Source organism: Streptomyces sp. NPDC094034 (genome assembly GCF_040303865.1).
Taxonomy (GTDB): domain Bacteria; phylum Actinomycetota; class Actinomycetes; order Streptomycetales; family Streptomycetaceae; genus Streptomyces.
This window is the reverse complement of the sequence record NZ_JBEOUD010000049.1, coordinates 1-24,737: the sequence shown is the minus strand read 5'-3', so window position 1 is coordinate 24,737 and position 24,737 is coordinate 1. Positions and strand designations below refer to the sequence as shown.

General features: G+C 69.9%; 16 protein-coding genes. 7 read left to right on the top strand and 9 right to left on the bottom strand.

The window, feature by feature from the left end:
* The first annotated feature begins 54 nt into the window (after window positions 1-54).
* The 3 genes from ABTZ59_RS31250 to ABTZ59_RS31240 all read left to right on the top strand — a co-directional run bounded on the left by ABTZ59_RS31250 (window position 55) and on the right by ABTZ59_RS31240 (window position 6,430).
* The gene (locus tag ABTZ59_RS31250; protein WP_503003790.1) at window positions 55-2,292 is read left to right on the top strand and encodes a protein kinase domain-containing protein; all 2,238 of its coding nucleotides are present in this window, start codon (window positions 55-57) and stop codon (window positions 2,290-2,292) included.
* A gap of 224 nt (window positions 2,293-2,516) precedes the next feature.
* Window positions 2,517-5,393 (top strand): golvesin C-terminal-like domain-containing protein, encoded by a 2,877-nt coding sequence (locus tag ABTZ59_RS31245; RefSeq protein WP_351420823.1) that lies wholly within the window; start codon window positions 2,517-2,519, stop codon window positions 5,391-5,393.
* A 242-nt stretch (window positions 5,394-5,635) separates the two neighbouring features.
* On the top strand, window positions 5,636-6,430 hold the full coding sequence (locus ABTZ59_RS31240) for an SAM-dependent methyltransferase (RefSeq protein WP_351420820.1): 795 nt from the start codon (window positions 5,636-5,638) through the stop codon (window positions 6,428-6,430).
* Window positions 6,431-6,523: 93 nt separating this feature from the next.
* On the opposite strand, the gene ABTZ59_RS31235 is transcribed toward ABTZ59_RS31240, so the two are convergent.
* Complete coding sequence (locus tag ABTZ59_RS31235) at window positions 6,524-8,326, bottom strand: right-handed parallel beta-helix repeat-containing protein (protein WP_351420817.1); 1,803 nt, start codon at window positions 8,324-8,326, stop codon at window positions 6,524-6,526.
* Window positions 8,327-8,595: 269 nt separating this feature from the next.
* Window positions 8,596-9,615 carry an alpha/beta hydrolase gene (locus ABTZ59_RS31230; protein WP_351420814.1) on the bottom strand — a complete coding sequence of 340 codons (1,020 nt, stop codon included), beginning with the start codon at window positions 9,613-9,615 and terminating at the stop codon, window positions 8,596-8,598.
* A gap of 521 nt (window positions 9,616-10,136) precedes the next feature.
* Here ABTZ59_RS31230 and ABTZ59_RS37445 point away from each other — a divergent pair.
* Window positions 10,137-12,449: an ROK family protein gene (locus tag ABTZ59_RS37445; protein WP_503003789.1), complete on the top strand. Its 2,313-nt coding sequence runs from the start codon at window positions 10,137-10,139 to the stop codon at window positions 12,447-12,449.
* Between the two features lie 337 nt (window positions 12,450-12,786).
* Here ABTZ59_RS37445 and frc read toward each other — a convergent pair whose 3' ends face one another.
* Entirely contained in the window at window positions 12,787-14,043 is a 1,257-nt protein-coding gene (frc, locus tag ABTZ59_RS31215; RefSeq protein ID WP_351420808.1) for a formyl-CoA transferase, read from the bottom strand.
* Window positions 14,044-14,115: 72 nt separating this feature from the next.
* Entirely contained in the window at window positions 14,116-15,867 is a 1,752-nt protein-coding gene (gene oxc, locus ABTZ59_RS31210; protein ID WP_351420803.1) for an oxalyl-CoA decarboxylase, read from the bottom strand.
* Between the two features lie 277 nt (window positions 15,868-16,144).
* Here oxc and ABTZ59_RS31205 point away from each other — a divergent pair, with 277 nt between their 5' ends.
* Window positions 16,145-17,737, top strand: a complete 1,593-nt coding sequence (locus ABTZ59_RS31205; protein ID WP_351420797.1) for a FadD7 family fatty acid--CoA ligase — start codon at window positions 16,145-16,147, stop codon at window positions 17,735-17,737.
* A gap of 91 nt (window positions 17,738-17,828) precedes the next feature.
* Here ABTZ59_RS31205 and ABTZ59_RS31200 read toward each other — a convergent pair whose 3' ends face one another.
* Entirely contained in the window at window positions 17,829-18,767 is a 939-nt protein-coding gene (locus tag ABTZ59_RS31200) for a LysR family transcriptional regulator (protein ID WP_351420794.1), read from the bottom strand.
* 234 nt (window positions 18,768-19,001) lie between these two features.
* Between ABTZ59_RS31200 and ABTZ59_RS31195 the strand changes: the two genes are divergently transcribed.
* On the top strand, window positions 19,002-19,745 hold the full coding sequence (locus tag ABTZ59_RS31195) for a 3-oxoacyl-ACP reductase family protein (protein ID WP_351420790.1): 744 nt from the start codon (window positions 19,002-19,004) through the stop codon (window positions 19,743-19,745).
* 33 nt (window positions 19,746-19,778) lie between these two features.
* On the opposite strand, the gene ABTZ59_RS31190 is transcribed toward ABTZ59_RS31195, so the two are convergent.
* Window positions 19,779-21,056 carry an ATP-binding protein gene (locus ABTZ59_RS31190; protein ID WP_351420785.1) on the bottom strand — a complete coding sequence of 426 codons (1,278 nt, stop codon included), beginning with the start codon at window positions 21,054-21,056 and terminating at the stop codon, window positions 19,779-19,781.
* A gap of 473 nt (window positions 21,057-21,529) precedes the next feature.
* Here ABTZ59_RS31190 and ABTZ59_RS31185 point away from each other — a divergent pair, with 473 nt between their 5' ends.
* Window positions 21,530-22,267 carry a response regulator transcription factor gene (locus ABTZ59_RS31185; protein WP_351420782.1) on the top strand — a complete coding sequence of 246 codons (738 nt, stop codon included), beginning with the start codon at window positions 21,530-21,532 and terminating at the stop codon, window positions 22,265-22,267.
* Here the strand turns inward: ABTZ59_RS31185 and ABTZ59_RS31180 are convergent.
* From ABTZ59_RS31180 to ABTZ59_RS31170, 3 genes are all read right to left on the bottom strand, one after another.
* A complete protein-coding gene (locus tag ABTZ59_RS31180; protein ID WP_351420777.1) occupies window positions 22,227-23,156 on the bottom strand; it encodes an alpha/beta hydrolase in 930 nt (309 codons plus the stop codon). The two genes, ABTZ59_RS31185 and ABTZ59_RS31180, sit on opposite strands and share 41 nt — an antisense overlap.
* Window positions 23,157-23,198: 42 nt before the next feature.
* Window positions 23,199-24,026, bottom strand: a complete 828-nt coding sequence (locus ABTZ59_RS31175) for an SDR family NAD(P)-dependent oxidoreductase (protein ID WP_351420770.1) — start codon at window positions 24,024-24,026, stop codon at window positions 23,199-23,201.
* Window positions 24,027-24,233: 207 nt separating this feature from the next.
* Window positions 24,234-24,530, bottom strand: a complete 297-nt coding sequence (locus tag ABTZ59_RS31170; RefSeq protein ID WP_351420768.1) for a hypothetical protein — start codon at window positions 24,528-24,530, stop codon at window positions 24,234-24,236.
* Window positions 24,531-24,737 lie beyond the last annotated feature (207 nt).

Below are 24,737 nucleotides of genomic sequence, written 5' to 3'. Positions count from 1 at the left end.
GTCCCGGCAATCTCCCTTCTACTCTGATGGCATAACTGCCGTGCGGGCGGAGGGATGTGGACAGTGGCGCTCAGCAAGGACGATCCACGCTCGATCGGCGGGTACAAGCTGGTCGACCGTCTTGGTTCCGGGGGCATGGGAGTTGTCTACCTGGGCAGGTCGCGCTCCGGGCGCGAGGTCGCCGTCAAAGTGGTCCACGCCCAGTACGCCGAGGATCAGGTCTTCCGTGACCGCTTCCGCCGGGAGATCACGGCCGTACGCAGGGTGAGCGGAGCCTTCACCGCGCCGGTCATGGACGCGGACGCGGAGGCGGCACGGCCGTGGATGGCCACCCAATATGTGCCCGGTCCGTCCCTGGCCGACCGGGTCCGCACGCACGGCCCTCTCGGCGGCTCCGCGTTACGGCTGCTCGCGCTGGGGCTCGTCGAAGGGCTGCACGACATCCACCACGCCGGGGTGGTGCACCGGGATCTCAAGCCCGCGAACGTGCTGATGGCCCAGGACGGTCCCCGCGTCATCGACTTCGGGATCTCGCGTGCGGCGGAGAACCAGACCCTGACCGGGACAGGGGACCTGTTCGGCACGCCGCCGTTCATGTCTCCCGAGCAGTTGCAGGATCCCCGCTCGGTGGAACCGGCCTCGGACGTCTTCTCGCTCGCGGCGTTGCTCGTGTACGCGGCGACCGGACGTGGGCCGTTCGACGCGGACAGCCCGTACCTGACGGCACACCGGGTGATGAACGAGGATCCGGTGCTGGACGGGGTGGAGCCGCCGCTGCGGGAGATCGTGGCACGCTGTCTGGTCAAGGAGCCCGGGGACCGGCCGGAACTCGGCGAACTGGCACACCTGCTCGCGGCCCTGCCAGGACCCGCGCCGGACGACGTGCCGACCGTCACTCCCGAAGGCGGGCCCTCCACCGTCGGGGCCGGGAACGTGGCCACGGCACGCACCGCACGCGGGCGAGGGTTGCGTCCGGCGCTCGCCGTCACCGCCGGCGTCCTGGCTCTCGGTCTCGCGGCCTACCTCGTCGTCGCGCGGTGGGACGGGAACGAGGGTTCGGCGAACGGCGCGGCCGTACGACAGTCCACCGGCCCGTCGCCGTCCACGAGTCCAAGTCCGCGATGGAAGCCGGTGCCCAGCGGCTGGCACCCCTGGCAGACAACCCTGCACGAACCCGCGTCCAACGGTGTCAAGACCGTCAAGAGCATGCAGACGGGCGGCGGTTCGAACTGCGTGACGGACGACGACTCCCTCTACTGCGGTGGCGATGGCGTGCTTCCTGTCCGTATCGACGCGAAGACCGGTGAGACGGTCTGGCGTACCGCGTCCGTGGCGTCCGTGACGTTGGACGATGTGTATATGACGGCTGTCATCGGTGTGCGGGACGGCGCGGTACTCGTGCTGGAGACAACATCCATGGACGGCGATGGCGAGGCCAATGTCGTCGGTCTCGACACCGAGAAAGGCACACGGCTCTGGACCCACCCGGCGGACTCCCAGAACATCGATGGCTTCCTGTTCGGGGACCTCATCCTGATCGTGGACCGGAGCGAGCGGTCGGTGACGGCCCGGGCAGCCCGTACAGGGGCCGAACGCTGGACCGGACAGCTGCCCGCGGACCACGACTGCTATCCCCTCAAGGGCGATGACGCCCCGTACGTGCTCTGTGAGGCAGCCTCCGCGAGCCTCAATCCCGTCCTTCTCGTCTTCGACCTGGACGACGGGACTTCGCGCCGCGTGACCAACCTGCCCGACGGCAACCTCATCGGAACCCACGACGGCCGATTGGTGTTCGTGGAGTGGCGTTCGGATGGGACCGGCACCGCGCTGGACGACATGATCTACACCCGTGCGGCCCTGTTCGACCCCGCCGCCGGCTCCGTGCGGACCGTGCGGTTCCGGGGCGAGTATCGAGGAGACGCCATGCCGGTGGGCGGCACCTTCTACTTCGTACGGTCGAACGGCGCGGTGACGGCCGTGTCGCCGGACACCGGCGAGCAACTGTGGGCGACTCAGACAACACCGGAAGGGCTGGGCGAGCCCACGCTCGACCAGGGCGGGCACATCATGTATCTGACCAGTGGGAGCGGGCGCGTGGTGGCCCTCGAAACGCGTACGGGCAAGGAACTGTGGGACACCCAGGCGCACGCGGGAGTCACCATGGACTCGCACTATCCCAAGGTGCTGCTCCACGGCGGGGCTCTGATCATCTGCACCGCGGACGGGACCGTCTTCACGCTTGACCCCGGTCGTCCCGATATGAAGGCAGTGCCCGCCGTGTCGCCTTCGTGAACGGACGGCGACGGTGGCCGGGCCCGAAGCCCCCTACGGCTACTCTTCAGCCCTGCGTCGCCACCGCGCTCGGCCGGGGCGTCGCTGATCAGGAGATTCAGGTCGAACGATCGGATGGAGACACGCACGCAGGCGGGCGCGAGCACGTGGGCGGCGGTCGTCGATTCGCGAGGGGGCAGGGGATGAAGCGCCGGTTCCGGAGAACGATGCTTCGCGTCATGGGCATGAGTCTGTTGGTATCGGTGGCGCTCGCGGCCCCGCCGACGGCGGCGGAAAGCGGCGCGGCGGGGTCGGCGGTGGCAGGGCGCGCGGTGCGGGGGGTGGACCCGGTCGCGGCCTCTACCGACGCGGTGGCCGACGCGGTCGCCGACGCGGGCTCGTTCGCCGAGTCCGAGTTGTGGGATTCGACCGACGACGACGCTTACGCCAGCTTCCATGTGCAGGGTCTGACGGTCATACCCGCGGGAATCGTGCCGCCCGCGGGGGACGGGCAGGCGCTGCCCGACGATGTGGTGCTCACCTTCACCGAGGGCCGGTTCGTCAAGGGCGACGGCGGGGAGAAGGATCTCCTGGTCCGCCGCAGTGTGGATGGCGGGCGCAACTGGTCGGCCGGTGTGCCCGTGGTCGCGAGGCAGACGGGCCAGAGTTGGGGCAACCCGACGCCGGTGGTGGACGAGCGGACGGGCCGGGTCTGCCTGTTCTACAAGGGCTCCGGCGGAACCATCTTCGTCAAGCGGAGCGATGACGCCGGGGCCAGTTGGTCGGCCCCCGAGGAACTGACCCCGTTGTTCGCCTCGAACCCGCACGGCTGGACTCTCAACAGCCCGGTCCCCGGCCATGGAATACAGCTGCGGAACGGCCGACTGCTGATGCCCGTTCAGCACCGCGCCCCCGACCCGGACCGCGATTACGGCGTCGACATGCTGTACAGCGATGCCCACGGCGATCCCGGCTCCTGGCGGCGAAGCGCCGAGGTACCGATGTCCGTCGCGTATCCCGTCAACGAGAGCCGTGTCTACGAACGCGGCGACGGGGCGGTGGTCCTCAACGGCCGGTGGGGTTCCGGCGGCACCCGCTACCGCATCACCGCGACCAGCACGGATGGTGGTACGAGCTGGTCCGCGCCCGTGATCGACGGCTCGACCGGACAGTTCGTCTCGGTGGACGCGAGCGTGCTCCAGTACAGTCGTGGCCCGGCCGACCGGGTGCTGTTCAGCGGTCCGGACGCGTCGGCCCGGGAGAACATGACCGTCTCGGTCTCGTACGACGCGGGGGCGAGCTACCGGTACCGCCGGGTGATCAATCCGGGCACGTCCTATTACTCCGACCTCGCGCGGCTGTCCGACGGCACGATCCTGCTGGTCTACGGCCGGGACGGCGAGGACGCGGGCTTTCCGGAGCGTGTCTCGATCGCCCGCTTCGACCTTGAGTGGCTGACCCAGGGGCGGGACAGCGTTGCCACCGGTCCCGGGCTCTCCCAGCAGACATATGAACTGGCCACCGCGGAGGCCCGCACCGGCACCGGTGCGGCGGCGCCGATCGTGTCCGACGCCAACGCGCGGGGCGGCAGGACAGTGCGCTACCCGGCGCCGACGGCCGGCGGGTACGTCGATGTCCCGTTCGATGTCGTGGCAGCGGGCAGCTATGAGGTGGCCGTCCGGGTGCACCGCGGGGCGGACCGGGGACAGATTCGCGCGAGCGTCGACGGCGCGGCACTCGATCAGGGGCTGATCGACCCGACGATGACGGTGGGTGAGGGCTATCAGCTCTACCGGCTGGGAACGGTCCCACTGACATCCGGGCGGCACTCGATCCGGTTCGCCCTGGCTGGCCAGGGGCGCGGCGGCGGTGGCGTCGTCGCCGTCGACGAACTGTTCCTGACCTCGGGCGGGCATCCCGCGGACCCCCCGAAGGCCGTCGCGGACAATGACTTCGTCGCCGGTTTCGAGGTGGTCTCGGGCACCTGGGCCAGGGTGGAGAAGGCCGCCGGGGAGTACGGCCAGAGCCACCGTACGCATGCCGCGGGTACCGGCACCGCCAACGTGCGGTTCCGGCCGGACGTGCCGATGAGCGGTGTGTACGAGGTCTCCGCGTGGTACCCGCCCGGGCCGGGCCGGGCGTCCAACGCCTCCTATGTGATCCGCCATGCCGAAGGCCAGGCGACGGTCGAGGCGGATCAGCGGACTCAAGGGGGTCGATGGGTACGACTCGGTGATTTCACGTTCACCGCCGGCGGCGGGGGCACGGTCGAACTCTCGGACGCCGCTGACGGACTGGTCGTCGCCGACGCGATCCGCTTCGCCTACCGGGGCGCCGTCGCGGACAATGACTCGGCCGCGTACGAGACCCTCTCCGGAGAGTGGAACAACGCGATGGGGGCTGCCGGGTATTACGGCTCGAACTATCGTACGCATCCTGCGGGTGCGGGTAGTTCGGTGGTGCGCTGGCGGTTGGACGTGCCGGTGAGTGGGCGGTATGAGGTGGCGGTTTGGTATTCGGAGCACGCCAATCGTGCTTCCAATGCGCCGTACACCGTCGATCACGCCGACGGGTCCACCACCGTGCGCGTCGACCAGCGGGTACGCGGGGGGCAGTGGGTCTCGCTCGGCAGTTTCCCGTTCATCGCCGGGCGGTCGGCGAGTGTCGAACTCTCCGACGCCGCCGACGGATTCGTCGTGGCCGACGCCGTACGCACGACCTACCACGGACTCGTCGCGGACAATGACTCGGCCGCGTACGAGACCCTCTCCGGAGAGTGGAACAACGCGATGGGGGCCGCCGGGTATTACGGCTCGAACTATCGTACGCATCCTGCGGGTGCGGGTAGTTCGGTGGTGCGCTGGCGGTTGGAGGTGCCGGTGAGTGGGCGGTATGAGGTGGCGGTTTGGTATTCGGAGCACGCCAATCGTGCTTCCAATGCGCCGTACACCGTCGATCACGCCGACGGGTCCACCACCGTGCGCGTCGACCAGCGCGTACGCGGGGGGCAGTGGGTCTCGCTCGGCAGTTTCCCGTTCATCGCCGGGCGGTCGGCGAGTGTCGAACTCTCCGACGCCGCCGACGGATTCGTCGTGGCCGACGCGGTACGCCTCATCAGGTAGCACTCGGGGCGGTGGCCTCGGGCCGGGGGCCGGGGGCCGGGGGCCGGGGGCAGGCTCACCGCGAGTCCGCCCCCTCGTGGCCGGCCATCGACACCGTCCGCATGTTCTGGGGTCCCTCCCGAGGCCATCAACCACCATCGGATCGTGATCGCCCGCCGCTCCCCACCGGATGGGTGCGTACGGTGTGGGGAAGCATGGGCATGCCCCGCCGGGGAGTGCGGGGACGACGGGAGGAGAGCGCGATGAACGCGGAGCAGGCACCGGTGACCCGGAGGATCGACACGGGGACGCCGCATTCGGCTCGGGTGTGGAATTACTGGCTTGGCGGCAAGGACAACTATGAGGTCGACCGGGAACTCGGCGCGCGGATGGAGGAGATGTTCCCGCAGATCATCGACATCGCCCGCGCCTCACGCCGGTTCCAGGCCAGAGCGGTGCGATATCTGGCGGAGGAGGCCGGGATACGGCAGTTCCTGGATCTCGGTACGGGGCTTCCGACGGCCAACTCCACCCATGAGGTGGCCCAGGAGGTCGCCCCGGAAGCGCGGATCGTGTACATCGACAACGACCCGATCGTGCTGGCCCACGCACGCGCGCTGCTGGTCGGCAGCCCTGAGGGCGCCACGGACTTCGTGCCCGCGGATCTGACGGACTCGAAGACGGTTCTGCACGAGGCCGCGAAGACCTTCGACCTCACCCAGCCGGTCGCGGTGCTGCTGCTCTCCACGTTGGGCCATGTCGTGGACGACGACCGGGCCGCCGCGCTGTTGCGTGGCTACTTGGACGCCCTCCCGGCCGGCAGTGGCCTTGTCCTGTGCGACACGATCGAAACGCCGATGACGCTCACCGCGTCGGACGAGTACGAGAGCGGTGGCGCCCTGCCGTACAAGTCACGTCCCGCGGAGATCGTCCGCTCCTTCGGAGACGGTCTGGAGCTGGTCGAGCCGGGGTTCGGCTCGATCAGTCTGTGGCGTCCCGAGGAGCGGTTCACCGGAACGCCGGTGGAGCAGTGGGGGTTTGTCGGGATCAAGCGGTAAGGGCTGCCATGCGCACCTCGGTCGAGCCCGCGCCCGCACAAGCTGGGGCGCGGGCTCGACCGCGGGCTGAACTGAGCGTCGGGCCAGAAACCTTCAGCCTGTGATCTTGAAGGTGGCCGGTGAGTCGTTCTGCGTCGCGATCTGGCCCGGGAACAGATTCTGAATCGTGTTCCCGGTGAAGGATCCGGTGCCGGTGACTCCCGTCGGGATCCAGATTCCCTGCTTCGCCGGACGGTCGATCGTGTTGTTCGTCAGTGTCGCGTTGACGCGCGTCCGATCGATATAGAGGCCCGCACGGAGCGATCCGCGCATGATGTTGTCGGTCATGGTGACGTTCGTGTAGGCGTTGGGAAACAGCGATGTACTGGACGGGGAGCCGATCCGCACACCGTGCCGGACGCCGTTCCAGCCACCGCCGCCGAGCAGCACGTTTCCGCTGACCGTGGCCGACTCCAAGGGGTGGCCCGTGTCGCCGAACACGCTGATCTCCAGGGCGCTGTTCGATGACACGCTGTTCACCAGGTTGTTTCTCACCTCGACATTCTGTCCGCCGGCGATCCGGATGCCATTGGCCCACCAGGGTGCGATCGCGGTGTTGTTGAGGATCTTCGTACCGCTCATCTGGCCGTTGGTGCCGCCGGCGCCGGCGTCGGAGTAGGTCGCGAAGGAATCGTCACCGGTGTTCCTGGCGAAGTTGTTCTGGACCGTGATGTTGCGGCCGAGCTTGTCCGGATTCGGTGTGTTGCCGTTGTTGACATTGAATCCGTCACCGTAGCTGTCCGCGGTCCGGCTGTTCCGCATGATGCCGTTGCTGCCCGACAGCCAGTTGGCGTCGATGTGCCGCGTCCAGATCCGGTCGACCAGCCAGCCACCGGCACCGCTGGCGTTGATTCCGTAGTCCGAACCGCCGGTGCCACCGATTCCCCGCCAGATGGCGTTGGCATCGATTTGGAGATCCGTCAGTGTGGTGCCCGAGCCCACCAGGATCTGGGAACGCCATGAGTTGGCCGGCAGAGGAACCTTCCGATAGATGGTGGTGTACCACATGCCGGCGCCCTCCACCTTCACGCCGGTGAAGTCCAACGGTGTGGGTGCCAGGCTGTTCGTCAGATACTTGCCCGGGGGGATCCACACCGACTTGCCCTGCGTCCGGGCGGCGTTCACCGTGCTCTGGATGGCGACCGTCGAATCCTTGACGAAGTTCGGATCCGCGCCGGAGCTCACGACGGAGAGTGAGTTGGCCGGCTGGGTCCGTGCGGCGCCGACGTTCTCCAGGTCGACGGAATCGATGTCGTAGACGGCAGCCGTGTTGGCGGCGTCCTTCTGGAGTCTGATGGTGCTGCCCGCGGCGATCGGCGCGCCCGTGACCCAGACGGGGAACTCGTTGTAGAAGCGGTAGGGCATCCCGCCGGCCCGGGGGTCGTCGGGGTTGGTGGTCGCCCCGCGGTAGTTCCACGCCTGCTGAGAACTCAGCGTGATCGCCTGCCGGAACACACCGTTCACATAGAGGTTCAGCGACGCGGTGATGCCGCCGCCCGCCGGTGCGTCCGGGATCGAGGCGCGGACCACGAGGGTATTGGCGTTCTTGCCCGTGCTGTTCGGCAATGTCACCGAATCGCCGGTGGCCTTCAGTTCGACCAGTGAGTAGCCCGATGCCTCCGTCTCCAGGGAGGCCGCGGTCGGTGCGGCGGCTCCGGGGCCGATGGAGCGGACCCGGGCGCCGCCACCGAGCGTCCCGGTTTCGGCCTCGACGGTCACGAAGGGGGTGGTGGCGCCGGCGGTGGCGGCGATCGGCCTGGTATCAGCCGCCGGAGCGATGTCGGCGCGAGCTTCACCGTGGGGAAGAACGGACAGAGCGCACGCGGCGAGCACCGTGACGCCGGACAGGACGGACAAGGCTCTTCGGTACATATGACACCCCTTGATGGGATCTGCGGTGGGGGGAACGGGAGCCGGACGGGCGGGCCGGGACGCACACACCCGTCCCAGGGCCTTTTCGCCCCGTCGGACTCCCCGTGCGGGGGATTCAGCCGCCGTACTCCGGCCTCTTCATCGGAACACTCACATCGGCTCGCTCACGTCGCTCACGTCGCTCACCTCGCTCACCTCGCTCACCTCGCTCACCTCGCTCACCTCGCTCACGTCGCTCACCTCGCTCACCTCGCTCACGTCGCGCCGATGGCCGACGCGAGCATCGGGAGCGCCTGTGTCAGAGCGCGTTCCCAGTAGGGCCAGCTGTGGGTGCCGGGGCCGTAGCGGTCGTCCGTGACGTTCAGACCGTGGGAACGCGCGCGGGCGATGTAGTCGCCGGCCATCAGATCGAGGGTCGCCTCCAAGCTGTCGGGCGTGCGGTCCGGGGGATCGAACGGGCCGGGCCGGCCGTTGCCGCAGCTGACGTGGACCGGAAAGCCGCGGGGCAGCCGGGAGATGAGTTCGTAGGCGTTGTGTTGCCGCCACAGGCCCGCCTGAGCGGTGGGATCGCCCCACAGGTCGAGCGGGTTGAGGCCCTGCCCCTTGACGATGTTCTGGATACCGGTCGTGAAACGCGTGGTGTTGATGAGTCCGCTGAAGGACGCGGCCGCGCGGAACATTGTCGGATGCCGGCCCGCGTAGTACAGCGCGCCGTGTCCGCCCATGGACAGTCCCGCCACGGCGCGCCGGTCACCGGCCCGCACCTGCTGCTCCAGGATCTGGCGGACCTCGTCGAGGTGGAAGGTCTCCCAGGCGGGCGCCCCGTGGCGGCCCTGGTTCCACCAGTCGCTGTAGAAGCCCGCCGGGCCGCCCTCCGGAATCACGACCAGGGCGGGTGTCCGGGCCGTGATGGCGTCGGCATTGCCCCATCCGGTCGAGCCGGGGCTTCCGCAGCAGCCGTGCAGCAGATACAGCACCGGCCAGCGGCGGCCGGGCGCGTCGTCATAGCCCGGTGGCAGCAGTACGGCGACGTTGCCGGTGCGCCCGAGTGCGGGGGAGTCGATCCGTAGGTCCAGAGTGCGGGCATTGATCCGCTCGGCCGCCAGGAGGCGCGGCCCGCGACGCGAGCGAGGCGGCGCGGCGGAGGTCGCGGAGGCCAGGGAACCCGAGGCGACGGCGCCCGCGCCGGTGAGAGCCAGCGCGGTGACGGCACGCCGTCGGGTGAGCGAGGGCGAGGGTGGTGGGTCGCCTGCTTGGAAGGGGCGTTCGGACATGACGTGTCTCTCCGTTTCCCTGTCTCTTCGGCTGTCTTTTCCTGGGACGCGCTCTTCTTGGGACGCACTGTTCGCAGGACGTTCTTCCGCGGTCGGGGATCGCGCGTGGCACCACCGTGAACTCCGGGGGAGCCGCTGTCAGCCGAGGGGTCGGCAGCGTGTCGGGGCGGCGCGGCGTGAACAGCATCCGAACTGCCCGGAGGCGGGGGCGAGTCGGCTTCGCACGGTGAGAGCCGAACCGGACCGTAGGAACATGGAGTGCCCTCCGCGGGCGTGGGAATGAGCTGTGTGTTGACCATGACAATCCATCGGTTTGTCTTACGTCAATGCTTCGGGCACGTAAAAATCGGTTGCCCCAGGAAGCGATTCCCTCCCTTGCGGTGCAGCTCAACCAGCAGGAAGCGATTTCTTCTTGGCCTCCTGTCTGCGGCTTCTCGCCGCGCGGGGTATGCGTGACGCTCGCTGTGGGCGCCACAAATTGGCAACTTAGTACTTTGGCAGTTGAGGGGGCGGGTGTTTGGATGACCGCCATGCGTGACATGGACGAGGCGAGAAAGCCGGTGCTCAGTGACCGGGACCGGGAGGCTCTGCACGCCTGGGCCCGAGGCGGTCCTGAACGGTCCGTCCGCGCCCGGATCGTGCTGGACGCCGAGGCGGGTCTCAGCGTCTCCGGCAGCGCGCGCGCCCTGGGCATCTCCCGCCCCACGGTGACCACATGGCGCAAGCGGTACGCCGCCGAGGGGCTGGCCGGTCTGGAGCACCGGCCGCGCTCCGGCCGCCCGCCACAGGTGGACGAGGCCGATCTCGTCGCCGCGACGCTCGCGGGACCGCCCGCCCCGGCCCGTACCTGGTCGGCCCGCGCGCTCGCCGAGCGCCTCGGCGTCTCGCACACCACCCTGGCCGCGGTGTGGCGCCGGTGGCAGGTCGGTCCCGGCGAAGGAAGTCTGCCGATCGTGCCCGTCGAGCCCGCCCTGCCCTGCGCGCGCGCCGAACTGCTCGCTGTGTGGGCGAGGGCGGACAGCGCGGTACTGGTCATCGGCGAGGCCCCCGCCCACGAGAGGCCCAGGGGCCGGGCGACCGACGCCGACGAACGGCGCTCGCGCCACGCCGCCCTCGCCGCGCAGCTCGACCGGGTACGCGACACGGAACCACCCCCTGCCGGTGCCCCCGTGACGGGCGCGACCACCGACGGGGCGTCCGCGAAAAGCGCCCCGGTGCCCCGTGATCAGGGCCCCGTCGCGCTGATCACCTCGACCGCCGCGCGGCACCCCGGCCGGGCGCTGCACATCATCACCTGGGCCGACGAAGCCGCGGTGGCCGACGAAGCCGCGGTGGCGGACCAAGGCGCGGCGGCCGACGCGGCCCCGGAGGGCCACCCGGGCCACGACGCCCTGCCCGAGGCCGACTGGCACCGTGCCGACTCCACCATGAGCTGGCCCGCCACGGCCTGTACGGTCGCCCTCGCTGAACTGACCCAGTTCCCCGGCCGGTTCCGATCGGTCCTGCACGCGCTGACCGAGGCCGCGCGGGCGTACGCGGACGCGCCCGGCGACCGCGCCTTCGGCTGGCAGCGGTCGGAGACCCGCACGGTGCTGCCTCCGCCCCGCCCCGCGCCGCGCGCCTTCAACCAGCTCGCGCTCGGCTCGTACAACGAGAAACTGGTGATCGAGAACATCCGTGAGGCCGGGGCGCTCAGCCGCGTCGAGATCGCCGAGCAGACCGGGCTCACCCCCCAGGCGGTGTCCCGAATCACGCGCAATCTGCTGACCGCCGGACTGCTCGCCGAGGACGGACGGCAGTCCGCGGGCGCCGGCAAACCGAGGGTGCCGCTCCGGCTGCGGCCCGACGCTGCCTCCGCCATCGGGGTCCATCTCGACCCCGAGATGATCACCGTGGTGGCCGTCGACCTGTGCGGGGGCATCCTGGACCGGCGGCAGATGCGCCTGTTCGAGCGGCGCGATCCCGACTGGTGCCTGGAGCACATGACGCGGCTGGCCCTGGAGTCCGCCGCGGTGGCCCGTCAGGTGTCCCACGACCTGCTCGGGGTGGGGGTCGCCGTGCCGGGCCCGGTCGACGCGCGTGCCGGGATCGTCCTCGACCCGCCCCTGTTCGACGGATGGGAACAGGTGGAGCTCAAGGCGGAGTTGGTCGAGCGGCTGGGCACGGCGGTGATCGTGGAGAAGGACGCCACCGCCGCGGCGATCGGCGAACGCTGGCTGGGCGCGGCCGACCGCGCCGAGGACTTCGTCTATCTCTACCTCGGCGCCGGCGTGGGCAGTGGTGCCTTCCTCAATGGCGATGTGTACCGAGGGACCACGGGCAACGCCGGGGAGGTGGGCGAACTCTGCGCCATCAGAGCCGGGTTGCTCACCGACGAGGGAGGCCCCCGCATGGTCGCCGAATGCGCGCCGATCTCGGCGGTCGTCGATCAGGCCAGGGCGGCGGGCCTGATGGTGCCCCAGGGGGACGGCGCCTACGACTGGGTCTGCGAGGCCGCGTCGCGAGGTGACGAACGGGCCGTCGCGGTACTGGAGAACGTGGCCGGGACGGTCGCCCTGGGGGCGGTCGGCATCATCGACCTCCTCGACGTGGAACTGCTCGTCGTCGGCGGACCGGCCGTCCTCCCGTCCGTCGCCGACCTCTATCTGCGCCGGATCGCCGCCGCCGTCAATCGCTTCCCGGTCGCGCGGCGCGTCCGCGATGTGCATGTCGCCCAGTCACGCCCGAACCAGGCGGCGGCGGTCGGCGCCGCGTCCAGCGTCTTCCACTCGGCCTTCACGCCCCGCCTGAGCCCGCGCGGTCGTTCGGCGCGTGCTGCGTCAACTCATGTCTGAGCCCTAAGGGCTGTCCCGTAATCCCTGGCGGGTGCGCTACGACAGCTACGGCACCTCGCCGCGTTGTCGGAACGCCCGAATACGTCCAGTATGCGAGCGCCCCTCCGCCTTGCGATGCACCGCATCTGACGCCGCGCGGTGATCCACCAGGGATTACGGGACAGCCCTTAGCCATTGGCATATGGCAATCCAATGGATTTACCCGGGCGGCCCCCCCACCCACGGTTGCCTCACGCGTAGACGCTTTCCACACTGCGCGCACAGCACGGACGGGTGCCCCGCGCGCGGCTCGCACGCGGGGCACCCGGGGCCGTTCGGATCGTCGGATCGGGCGACGTCAGGCGACGACCTTGCCCTCGTGCAGCTTGCGGATGTCGTTCGCGTCGTAGCCGAGGTCCGCGAGAACCTCGTCGGTGTGCTCACCGAGCAGCGGCGCACCCTTGATATCGGGCTTGAAGCCGGAGAACTTGACCGGGCTGCCCACGGTCAGGTACGTGCCGCGCTCCTTCTGCTCGACCTCGACGATCGTGCCGCTCTTGCGCATGTCGGGGTCCTCGGCGAGCTCCTTCATGCTGAGCACGGGGGCGCAGGGCACCTCCCACTCGCGCAGGATGTCGACCGCCTCGTACTTGGTCTTGTCGGCCAGCCACTTCTCGATCTCGCCGAAGATCTCCATGATGCGCGGCTGACGGGCCCGGGCGGTCGTGTAGTCCGGGTCCTCGACCCACTCGGGGTGGCCGATGGCCTCAGCGGTGCGCTTCCAGTTCTGCTCCTGGATCGTGAAGTAGATGTAGGCGTTGGGGTCGGTCTCCCAGCCCTTGCACTTCAGGATCCAGCCCGGCTGACCGCCGCCGCCGGCGTTGCCGCCGCGCGGCACCGCGTCGCCGAACTCGCCGTGCGGGTACTGGGGGTACTCCTCCAGGTAGCCGACCTTCGCCAGGCGCTGCTGGTCACGGAGCTTGACCCGGGTCAGGTTGAGCACGGCGTCCTGCATGGACACCGAGACCTTCTGGCCCAGACCGGTCGCGTTGCGCTGGATGATCGCGGTCAGCAGGCCGATCATCAGATGCATACCGGTGTTGCTGTCACCGAGGGCCGAGCCGCTGATGGTCGGCGGGCCGTCCCAGAAACCGGTGGTGGACGCGGCGCCACCGGCCGCCTGCGCGACATTCTCGTAGACCTTGAGGTCGTTCCACGACGAGTCGTCGTTGAAGCCCTTGACCGAGCCGAAGATCAGCCGCGGGTTCAGCTCGTGGATGTGCTCCCAGCTCAGACCCATACGGTCCATGGCGCCCGGCGCGAAGTTCTCGACCAGGATGTCGGACTCACGGATCAGCTTCTCCATGACCTCCTTGCCCTCGGGGGTCTTGGTGTTGATGGCCAGCGAGCGCTTGTTGCTGTTCAGCATGGTGAAGTACAGAGCGTCGAGGTCGGGGATGTCCCGCAGCTGATTGCGGGTCACATCGCCGCCCTGGGGACGCTCGACCTTGATGACGTCGGCGCCGAACCAGGCGAGCATCTGCGTACACGCGGGACCGGCCTGGACCCCGGTGAAGTCGATCACCTTGATTCCGGCGAGCGGCTTGTCACTCATGGTGGCTTCCTTCTCGTGAATGATCTCGGTACGGAGGGTGTGGTGTGCGGGGGAGTGCGGTGAGCCGGTCGCTCACTTCTTCGCCGGCGTGATGTTGCCGACGGTGATGCCCTTCGGGTTGAGGTGCGCGATATGGCCGCTCTCGGTGCCGGCCGAGGGGTCGATCGCACAGTCGATGAGCGCTGGGCCGCCCGAGGCCAGCGCCTCGGTGAGCGCCGCGGTGACCTCGGCGGGGGTGGTCGCGCGGTAGCCCTTCCCGCCGAACGCCTCGATCATCTTGTCGTGGCGCGCCTGGAGCATCAGGGTCGTGGGGGAGGGGTCGTTCTCCAGCGGGTTGACATCGTCGCCCCGGTAGACGCCGCCGTTGTTCATGATGACGGTGACGACGGGCAGCTTGTAGCGGCAGATCGTCTCCAGCTCCATGCCGCTGAACCCGAAGGCGCTGTCGCCCTCCACGGCCACCACCGGCTTGCCGCTCTCGACGGCGGCGGCGATCGCGTAACCCATGCCGATACCCATGACGCCCCACGTACCGCTGTCGAGGCGGTGACGCGGTACGTGCATGTCGATCACATTGCGGGCGATGTCCAGCGCGTTGGCACCCTCGTTGACGAGGTAGACCTCCTGGCGCTCGTGCAGGACGTCACGTACGGCCTTCAGCGCGCCCATGAACTGCATCGGGTGCGGGTCGGCCTTGAGGCGCTCCGCCATCTTGGCGACGTTCTGCGCCGAGCGCGCGCCCAGTTCCTCGCGCCAGGCGGCGGGGGCCGAGATCTGGCCGGGCTTGGTCCGCTCGGCGAGCGCGTCGAGCACGGACTCGATGTCCCCGACGAGCGGTGCGGCGATGGGCTGGTTGCTGTCCATCTCCTTGGGCTCGATGTCCACCTGGATGAACTTCGCGTCGGGGTTCCACTGCGGAGCCTCGCCATGGTTGAGCAGCCAGTTCAGGCGCGCGCCGACGAGCATCACGACGTCGGCCTTCTTCAGCGCCAGCGAACGGGCGGTGGCGGCGGACTGCGGGTGGTTGTCGGGCAGCAGGCCCTTCGCCATCGACATCGGTACGTACGGGATGCCGGTGGACTCGATGAAGTCGCGGATCTTCCCGTCCGCCTGCGCGTACGCGGCGCCCTTGCCGAGCACCACCAGTGGCCGCCGCGCACCCGCCAGGATCTCGACCGCGCGGTCCACCGCCTCGGGCGCGGGCAGCTGGCGCGGCGCGGGGTCGACGAGCCGGCTCAGTGTCTTCGCGCCCTCCCGCGCGTCCATGATGGAGCCGAGCACCGCGGCGGGGATGTCGAGATACACACCGCCGGGACGGCCGGAGATCGCGGTGCGCAGCGCGCGGGCGATACCGCGGCCGATGTCCTCGACCCGGCTCACGCGGTACGCGGCCTTGACGAACGGCTGCGCGGCGGCGAGCTGGTCCATCTCCTCGTAGTCGCCCTGCTTCAGGTCGACGAGGTGGCGCTCGCTGGAGCCGGAGATCTGCACCATCGGGAAACAGTTCGTGGTGGCGTTGGCGAGCGCGACCAGCCCGTTGAGGAAGCCCGGCGCGGACACGGTCAGTGCCACGCCCGGCCGCTTCGTGAGATATCCGGCCGCCGCCGCCGCGTGACCGGCGTTGCTCTCATGACGGAAGCCGATGTAGCGGATGCCCTGCGCCTGTGCGAGACGGGCCAGGTCGGTGATCGGGATGCCGACCACGCCGTAGATGGTGTCCACGTCGTTCAGCTTGAGCGAGTCGACGACCAGGTGATACCCGTCGGTGAGCTCGGCCTGAGTGTCGGCGGTCGCCGCGTTCTCCAGTGCGGAAGGGGCGGTCATGGTCCGAGGTCCTCCTTGGGCAGTCATGCCTGATCGGCTTCTTGTCCCACCTTCCGCAGCACGCATCCGCGCGTCCAAGACCTATCGGCGACCAGCCGATAAACAGCATTTATCGATCAAGGATCGCCGCATGTCAGAGGGGTGCCGACAGCCTCCGGGACCCTCTTGATAGATCCTCGCTATCGGCTGTTCGCCAGCGAGTATTGGACGCCCGCAGCGCACCCGCGCAAGCTCGCAGACGACAGCTTCATCGGACCTGGTGCGAGGAGGTGCGCAGATGGCCGTTCCGACCGAGGCATCGGTGCGCGGCACGGACCTGTACCGGCCGCCGGCGCTCACCGGCCTCAGTGATCTCCTCGACCGGCACGCGCGCGAGCGCCCGCGCTCCCGCGCGCTCGTGGTAACCGGGGACCGCGTGCCGCTGTCCTACGGCTCCCTCGCCGCCCTGGCCGGTGATGTGGCCGACCAACTCGGCCGCACCGGGCTGCGCCGCGGTGACGTGATCGGCCTCGTCTCCGCCAACACCGCCGAGTTCGTCGTCGCGCTGCTGGGCGCGGCACGGGCCGGGCTGGTGGTCGCCCCCGTCGACCCCGCACTGCCCGCGGCGCGGCTGACCGACCGGTTCGACGCGCTGGGAGCGCGGGTGGTCCTGCGCGGACCCGCCGCGGCCGACACCGCGCCGGCCGCCCTGGGCGGATTCCCGGCCTGGCCCCTGCGCGTGGACATCTCCCACGCCGGGACCGCGGCGGTCACACTCGACGCCGCCGCGCACCCGATGCGGCCCGCCCGGGGCGCGGCCGACGAACTCTCCGAGCGCGACGCCCTGGTGCTGTTCACCGCGGGCACCACCGGCCGGGCCAAGATGGTCCCGCTCACCCACGCCAACGTGGCCGCCTCCGTACGGGACATCTGCGCCACCTACGAGCTCGGACCCGGTGACGCGACGGTCGCCGTGATGCCCTTCTTCCACGGTCATGGACTCCTGGCGGCGCTCCTCGCCTCCCTCGCCAGCGGCGGCTGCGTACTGCTGCCCGAGCGGGGGCGCTTTACGGCGCACACGTTCTGGGACGATGTGCGGGCCGTGTCCGCCAGCTGGTTCACCGCGGTGCCGACCATTCACGAGATCCTTCTCGACCGGTCGGCGACCGAGTACCCGGGCCCTCGGGCCGCGCCCCTGAAGTTCGTGCGCAGTTGCAGCGCGCCCCTGAACACGGCCACCCAGCGGGCCTTGGAGCGCACGTTCGGCGCGCCGCTGCTGTCCGCGTACGGGATGACCGAGTCCACTCACCAGACGACCAGCGAGCCCCTGCCGGAGCACGGGTATCTGAAGCAGGGTTCCGTCGGTTCGTCGACCGGAGTGCGTCTGCGAGTCGTCGACGAACACGGCCGTACGTGCCCGACCGGCACCCGGGGCGAGGTGTGGGTGAAAGGCCCCACCGTCACCCGCGGCTACCTCGGCGACCCGGAAGGGACGGCGCACAGCTTCACCGACGGCTGGTTGCACACCGGTGACCTGGGCACCCTGGACGAGGACGGCTATCTGTTCCTCACCGGGCACATCAAGAACCTCATCAACCGCGGCGGCGAGAAGATCTCGTCCGAGCATGTCGAGGACGTCCTCGCCGGATGCCCCGGTGTCGCCGAGGCGGCCGTCTTCCCGATCCCCGACGCGCACTACGGACAGCGGGTGGGCGCCGCCGTGGTCGTACGCGAGGGCGAGAACCTCGGGTCCCAGCACATCCTGCGCTACTGCCGCAACCGGCTGTCCGCCGTCGAGGTGCCCGACCGGCTCGAAGTCGTCGCCTCGCTTCCCCACACCGCCAAGGGCGGGCTCGACCGGCGGGCGGTGGCCGACCGGTACGCGCGCTGACGGCGCGGGGATCCGGGCCCGAGAGCTGTCCTGCCCGATCCGGGCCCTGGGGCTCGGGCCCGGCCTACCGCACGTGGTGCTCGGGCCCGGCCTACCGCACGTGGTGCTCGGGCTCGGTCGGCAGCGGCTGGTCGAAGAACGCGTCCAGGGACAGGCCCGTCGCCGCGTTCACGAACGCCCGCGCGGCGATCGAACCGGGCGTCGCCGCGTGGATCGCCACCGAGACCTGCGCCCTGGCGTCCGGGGCGACCAGCCGGACGGCCCGTGTCCTGCCGATCACCGGCATCGCGCGCAGCCAGGTGTGCGGCACGATGCTCGCCCACTCACCGACGCCCACATGCGCGTACAGCGAGGCGACCGAGTCCGTCTCCACCTGAGGGGTCACCACCACCCCGCTCTCCGCGAACACACTGTCGATGAGCTGACGGATCCTCATGTCGGGTGTCAGCAGCGCGAGGGGCAGCTGCGCCGCCTCCGCCCAGGTCATGGTGTGGGTCTGCGGCATCAGCTGGTCGCCCGAGGCGAGCAGTACGTACCGCTCCTGGTACAGCGGTACGACTTGCAGGCTCTCCCGGTCCTCGGGGGCGAAGTGCGAGATAGCGGCGTCCAGTTCGAATTCGCGCAGCTGGCGGTGGAGTGTCTTCGCCGACAGCCGGGAACGTACCTGCACCTTCGCCAGCGGGTGCGCCCCGCAGAAGGCGGCCACGGGCAGCGCCAGGGTCGTCGACGCCGTCGGCTCCGTCCCCAGCCGCAGGGTGCCGGTGATGCCGGACTGTACGGCGGCGACCTCGGCCTTGAACGCGTCCTGCTCGGCGAGGATCCGCTTGGCCCATACGACGAGCCGTTCGCCCTCCGGTGTCAGGCCCTCGTAGTTGTGCCCCCGGTTGATCAGCGTGACGTTGAGCTCCCGCTCCAGCTTGGCGATCGCCGCCGAGAGCGCGGGCTGCGACACATAGCAGGCCTCCGCCGCCCGCGCGAAGTGCTTCTCCCTGGCCACGGCCACGAAATACTCCAGCTGACGGAACAGCATCAGCGACTCCTCCCTGCCGGCGGATCCCTGCCCGCGGATCCGCGCGTCCCGGCCCGCGGATCGCGACGGCACCGGGCCGCGACCTCTCCGGCTCCGGCGACGCCTTCACTCATCCTACTTATCAACCGTTCAATGACCGGCCCGAACGTCACGTCCGAATGCCGCCGGACTCCACGCTCGCGGCGTACGAGCATCGTCGGCATGTCCTCATACCCGACAGAGAGACGGACGATCATGAGCGCGGTTCTGCACGGCAAGGTGGCTTTCGTGACCGGCGGCAGCCGGGGCATCGGCGAGGCCGTGGCGATCAGGCTGGCCGAAGACGGAGCCGATGTCGCGCTGACCTATCAGCACAGCGCCGAGCGCGCCACGGAGGTGGTGGACCGGATCAAGGCGCTGGGCCGCCGGGCCCTGGCGGTACGTGCCGACAGTGCGGACGCGACGGCGGTACGTGACGCCGTGGACGGGGCCGCCGCGGAGTTCGGACGGCTCGACATCCTGGTGAACAACGCGGGGACCGGTGCGATCGGCCCTATCGAGGAGATGGGGCTGGAGGATGTCGACCGGGTGCTGAGCGTCAACGTGCGGGCGCCGTTCCTCACGTCCCAGGCGGCGCTGCGGCACATGTCGGAGGGCGGGCGGATCGTCACCATCGGCAGCTGCATGGCCGAGCGGGTCGCCTTCCCCGGCGGCGCGCTGTACGCGACGAGCAAGACCGCGCTGACCGGTCTGACCAAGGCGCTCGCCCGTGAGCTGGGCCCGCGGGGCATCACCGCGAATCTGGTCCACCCCGGGCCCGTCGACACCGACATGAACCCCGCCGACGGCCCGGGAGCCGGGATACAGCGGGACCTCACGGCGCTCGGCCGCTACGGCCGGCCGTCGGACATCGCCGCGACCGTGGCCCATCTCGCCGGTGACGGCGGCCGGTATGTCACCGGCGCCTCCATCGCGGTGGACGGCGGCTTCGCGGCCTGAGACCGCGGGTGAAAGGCCCCGGCGGGACCCGGATCACATCCGTGCGTGGCGCTCGATGTCCTCCCCGAACTCGGTGAGCGCCTGATCGGTGAGTGTGGGCCGGGTCTCGGCGATGGCCGCCAGGAAGTCGTCCGTACGGGCCGGCGTGCCCCGGCGGTCGAGTACTTCCCGTTCGAACGCGGCGTGGGCGCCCTTGCGGGCGGCGAACTCTATGTCGGCCGGGGTGAACATCTCGCAGGCCCCGACCAGTTGGCCAAGGTCCACCCCGTCGGCGGCGGGCCCGAGATAGCGCCGCCAGATCGCCTCCCGGGCGGCCGGATCGGGCGGGCCCACCGGTATGACGTAGTCGAATCTGCCGGGGCGCAGAAACGCCGGATCGAGGGACCGCACGGAGTTGGTGGCACAGATCAGCAGCCGCTCGTCATGGTCACGGAAGCCGGGGATCAGCTTCAGCAGTTCGTTGGTGACCCCGTGACCGGGATCGACGGCCAGTCCGGAGCGGGCGGCGGCGATCTCCTCGACCTCGTCGATGAACAGCAGTACGGTCTCCAGCTCGGCCAGATCCGCGAAGGCGTCCCGCAGCGAGGTGGCCAGGCCCCCGGCACCGGACGCCGCCAGCCGGGAGGGGAAGAGCTCCACGAACGGCCAGTCCAGCCGGGAGGCGACGGCCTTGGCGAAGCTGGTCTTGCCGGTGCCCGGCGGGCCGAAGAGGATGACCGCCTTCGGCGGCGTCACCCCGTACCGGTCGGCGAGCGCGGGTTCGGTCAGCGGCAGTACGATCCGCCGCTCGATGGTCTCCTTCTCCCGCTCCATCCCCGCGAGCGCGCCCCAGAGCCCCCCCGGCAGGACCCTCCCACCGAGTTCGGCGAGCAGACCCGCGTCGCACGCGCCGAGATGCTCGACCTTCTCGTGGAAGACGAGTCCTTCGCGCGTCCGGTAGCCGGAGTTCTCCAGCGCGGTGTCCCCGGTGGCGCCAGGGGCGAGCAGCGCGCTGATCCGGCGTACGCCGTGGGTACGCAGACGCCGCTCCAGCTCGGCGATGAGAGCGCTGCCGATCCCGCGCCGGCGCCATTTCGCGCCAAGAGCCACCAAGGTGATCCAGGCACGCTCGCCCTGGGTCTGCGCCACCGCCATACCCACGAGATCGTCCCCGACCACGGCGACCACGGCGGGCTCGCCGGTCCGGGCCGCGGCCATGACCTCGGAGACGGGGAAGACGGGCGGCGACTCGTCCTGCCGGTCCTGGTCCCAGATCTGGATCGCGCCGTCCAGATCGTCGTCGTGGAAGTCCCGCAGTCGCCACGTCGGCATCATCCGCCACCTCACCGGTGGGTCGCCGCACGCCTCGGCGGCGCCCCGGTCATGTGCTGCCGGACGGCAGCCTCGCTCCCGCCCCTGCTCATTGTCCGCGCCGATCGGACGCCCGTCGAACGGGAGGCGGGTGCCCGGAGCCGGCCCGTCGGGCCGTCCCGGTTCGGCGGATCCTCCGACCACCGCGGTATCGCCGGGGCCTCTCGTCCGGATCTCGCTGGGCTCGCGGGGCCCCCGCTCCCTGATCCGGCCTGATCCAAACGAAAGACCCTGGCCCCGTCAAGGTCAACTTTCGTGCTATCAACGGCGACCCGCCGGGTTGCGCGTGCAACGCTGCATTGGGCAGAACCTAACGAGGGAAGACGGGGAGGGCCTTGCCCGCTCCGTCGCGTGTACGCACGGCAAGGGCGCCGGCTGCGGTCACCACACCGCCAGGCTGCCCACGGCCCGGCACGCGACCCGCAGGAGACCACATGCACGCGTCAAGCCCGCTTCCCTCCCACTCCCACCGAACGCTCTCCCCGCACGTCGACGTCCGGGTCCCGGCCGGATCCTGGCGCATCCTCGTGGTCGACAGTGATGAACGGTCCGCGCGGGATCTGGCCCAGAGCCTTCAGCGCCACCGGCACGACGCCCGCGCGGTCACCACCGGAGCGGCCGCGCTCCGTGAGCACTCCGACGCCGATGTGGTGCTTCTCGATCTCGATCTTCCGGACATCGACGGGCTGGAGATCTGCCGGTCCATCGCCACCACGAGCGACACCGCCGTCCTCGCGGTCACCGCGCACGGCAGCGAACTCGACCGTGTACTCGGCTTACAGGCGGGCGCGGACGACTATGTGGTCAAGCCGTACGGCTTTCGTGAGCTGCTGGCCCGCGTCGACGCCGTGATGCGCCGGGCCCGGCCGAAACCCGCCGCCATGAGCATGCGGGTGGGTCCGCTGGTCATCGAGCAGACCACGCGCACGGTGGAGCTGCACGGCCGGGTCATCCCCCTCACGCGCAAGGAGTTCGATCTGCTGCGACTCCTCGCGTCCGAGCCGGGCGAGATCGTTTCCCGGCGGAGCATCCTCCAGCGTGTCTGGCACGACACCGACATGACGCGCAGTCGCACGATCGACACGCACATCACCAGCCTGCGCAGAAAGCTCGGTTCGCCGGACTGGATACTCACCGTCCGGGGGGTCGGCTTCCGGCTGGTCCAGGGATGAGCCGTGCCAGACACTCCTCCAGGAAGGCCAGGACCCGTAGGTGGTAGCTCCGGGCCGCCCGCCCCAGGCTGATGTTGTGTCCGGCGCCCGCCAGGTGTTCCGTACGTACGAGGGACGACGCCAGCCGCGCCGTCATGGCCGCCACCGTCTCCGCGTCGCACCGCCACCATCGTTCGTGTTCGGCGAAGGTGAGGCGCACCGGGACGCGTACGGAACGCGCCACTCGCGGATAGACCCGCGGCCAGTCCGCCATCTCCGCCGCCTCCTTGCCGGGGATGGGCGCGACCAGCCGCTGTGCGTGCTGAAAGGTGCCGGGCGGATAGAGGGACAGCGGGCCCCAGTGCAGACCGCTGGTGCGCCGGCCGTCGGCCCCGGTGAGGATCCCGGGATCGACGGCCCAGCGGTCGCTGATACCGGAGACGTCCACACCCAGCGGTCCGTCACCGCTCCAGCCCGCCGCCGTGGACAGGGCGACCTTCCCGCCCAGCGAGTGGCCGACCAGGAAGAACCCCGCGCCGGGGGGATGGCGCCGCGCGAAGCCGCGCAGCGCCTGCCGTATCCGGGATCCCTGCTCGTCGAGCCCGGCGCCTTCGGGGGCTCGCGCCGCCGAACTCCCGTATCCGGGCCGGTCCAGCGCGAGAGCCGCGTATCCGCAGGACGCGGCGAGCGAGAGCAGTGAGGTGGCCGGATCGGCGCGCCCGTGGAAGTACCCCGCGCGCATGCCGCCGCCGTGCAGCGCGACCAGCACGGCGCGTGGCGGGGACACGTCCGGCAGGGCCAGCAGCCCGGAGAGGGTGAGACCGTCCGCGTCCAACTCGACCGCGCGGACCGGGTCATCGACCCGCTCGCCCGGAGCGGACGGGGTCAGGGACGGGGAGAGCTGGGTCATGGGTACTCCACATCGGTCGGCCCCGGCGCGGCTCCGTCACCGTCACCGGGAGAGCAGTTCCCGGGTCTTCTCGTCGAGCCGCCTGGCGTCACCCAGGTCGAAGGACTTGTCCGCCAGGCTCAGCCGCCGCCCTTCCACGAACGCGCTCACCGGTTCCGCGGGCGGGGTGTCCAGACTGCTGAGGATCGGTGCGATGCCCTCCTCCACCGATTTCGCCGTCCTCTTCAGCATCTCGACATGGCGCCTGGTCGCCGCGTCGTACTCGCCGGAGAAGCTGGTGGCGACACCGCCGGGGTTGAACAGCACATAGCGGGTACGGTCATTGGCCCCGTACCGGTCCGCGAAAGCGACCCCGAGCAGGTCGTTGGCCTTTCCGCCCTGCATCTGCGCCGCGAGTCCGTCGTAGTCCCGCTTCATCTGAAGGTCCTGCCAGTGGATCTCACCCATGGGTGAACCCGGTCCCGCCACATTCATGATGACCGGCCGCGGGGCCTTCTCCAGCAGATCGCGCAGACCGTGGCTGAGCAGGAACCGGCTCAAGTAGAAGAGCGCGAGGGTGCTTTCGTGTCCCTCCACCGTCTCCCGCCGCTCGGAGAGGAAGTGCCGCGCGCACAGCACCAGGGCGTCCACGGCGGGGAACTCCTGAGTGATGTGCCGGATGATCCTCTCGTTCTCACTGACCAGACTCAGATCGGCCCGGATGAAGTGGGCCCGGGCTCCCGCACCGATGCCGTCGGCGGTGGCCAGGAAGGATTCTCCCTTCTTCTGGTCGCGTCCGATGATCACGACGGTGTCGCCCCGTCGCAGACAGCTGAGCGCGATGCCCTTTCCCATCCCGTCGGTACCGCCCTGAACCACGATGTGCTTCACCAGGATCCTCCACGTCCTCGTCGCGTGACGCGGCGCCGCGTCGAATTCAACTTAGAGATCCCGGAGGGAACTTCGCAACCGGAGTAGACATTTTCTTGAACCGAGTGGTTCATATTTGCGGTCTGATTGGTAGGTACCTGTCAGGACGGGTGCGATGACGGGGACGAGGGCGGGGGCCGCGATGGCGCCGAGCATGCCCGGCGCACCTCATGTGCCTATTCCCGCGAGCAACGCCGGGCCCGGCGGGTTACGGTCACCCGCGTCGCCCGGACCGCCCGCGTCGCCCGGACCGCCCGCGACCTCACGGGGCGACGCGCACCGGTCCACCCGTGCCCGCTCGCACAGCACCAGCCGGGACAGGACGGGAACAGTGAAGGTCAGTCCCTCACGACACTCCTCGATCTCCACGGAGTGGGACGCGACGAGCGACTCCACCAGCCGGCTGAACTCCCCGGTCCACCGGCCGGAGAGCTCCATCGCCCGCAGCAACTCGTGCTCCCGCACCGGCCGGGGAAGCCGGCACAGCAGGGTCAGCAGCTCCCGTTCGGCCGTCGGCAGCCGCTGGTGCGCGGTACCGACGCGGCGGAGGGAGTCGTGCTGAGGCCCCTGGAGAACCGCTAGGGCGTTTCGTTTGGATCATCGGGCGGACCAGAGGTAGATGCCTGCGATGTGGAGTCCTGCGAGGTAGATGGTTGCGGTCTTCTCGTAGCG

Excerpts from the sequence above, each read along its gene's own strand:
- ABTZ59_RS31250 (WP_503003790.1), top strand. The coding sequence starts at position 55 with ATGTGGACAGTGGCGCTCAGCAAGGACGATCCACGCTCGATCGGCGGG.
- ABTZ59_RS31195 (WP_351420790.1), top strand. The coding sequence starts at position 19,002 with ATGAGCGCGGTTCTGCACGGCAAGGTGGCTTTCGTGACCGGCGGCAGC.
- ABTZ59_RS31205 (WP_351420797.1), top strand. The coding sequence starts at position 16,145 with ATGGCCGTTCCGACCGAGGCATCGGTGCGCGGCACGGACCTGTACCGG.
- ABTZ59_RS31245 (WP_351420823.1), top strand. The coding sequence starts at position 2,517 with ATGAGTCTGTTGGTATCGGTGGCGCTCGCGGCCCCGCCGACGGCGGCG.
- ABTZ59_RS31180 (WP_351420777.1), bottom strand. The coding sequence starts at position 23,156 with ATGACCCAGCTCTCCCCGTCCCTGACCCCGTCCGCTCCGGGCGAGCGG.
- frc (WP_351420808.1), bottom strand. The coding sequence starts at position 14,043 with ATGAGTGACAAGCCGCTCGCCGGAATCAAGGTGATCGACTTCACCGGG.
- ABTZ59_RS31240 (WP_351420820.1), top strand. The coding sequence starts at position 5,636 with ATGAACGCGGAGCAGGCACCGGTGACCCGGAGGATCGACACGGGGACG.
- ABTZ59_RS31190 (WP_351420785.1), bottom strand. The coding sequence starts at position 21,056 with ATGCCGACGTGGCGACTGCGGGACTTCCACGACGACGATCTGGACGGC.
- ABTZ59_RS31230 (WP_351420814.1), bottom strand. The coding sequence starts at position 9,615 with ATGTCCGAACGCCCCTTCCAAGCAGGCGACCCACCACCCTCGCCCTCG.
- ABTZ59_RS31185 (WP_351420782.1), top strand. The coding sequence starts at position 21,530 with ATGCACGCGTCAAGCCCGCTTCCCTCCCACTCCCACCGAACGCTCTCC.
- ABTZ59_RS37445 (WP_503003789.1), top strand. The coding sequence starts at position 10,137 with ATGACCGCCATGCGTGACATGGACGAGGCGAGAAAGCCGGTGCTCAGT.
- ABTZ59_RS31200 (WP_351420794.1), bottom strand. The coding sequence starts at position 18,767 with ATGCTGTTCCGTCAGCTGGAGTATTTCGTGGCCGTGGCCAGGGAGAAG.
- oxc (WP_351420803.1), bottom strand. The coding sequence starts at position 15,867 with ATGACCGCCCCTTCCGCACTGGAGAACGCGGCGACCGCCGACACTCAG.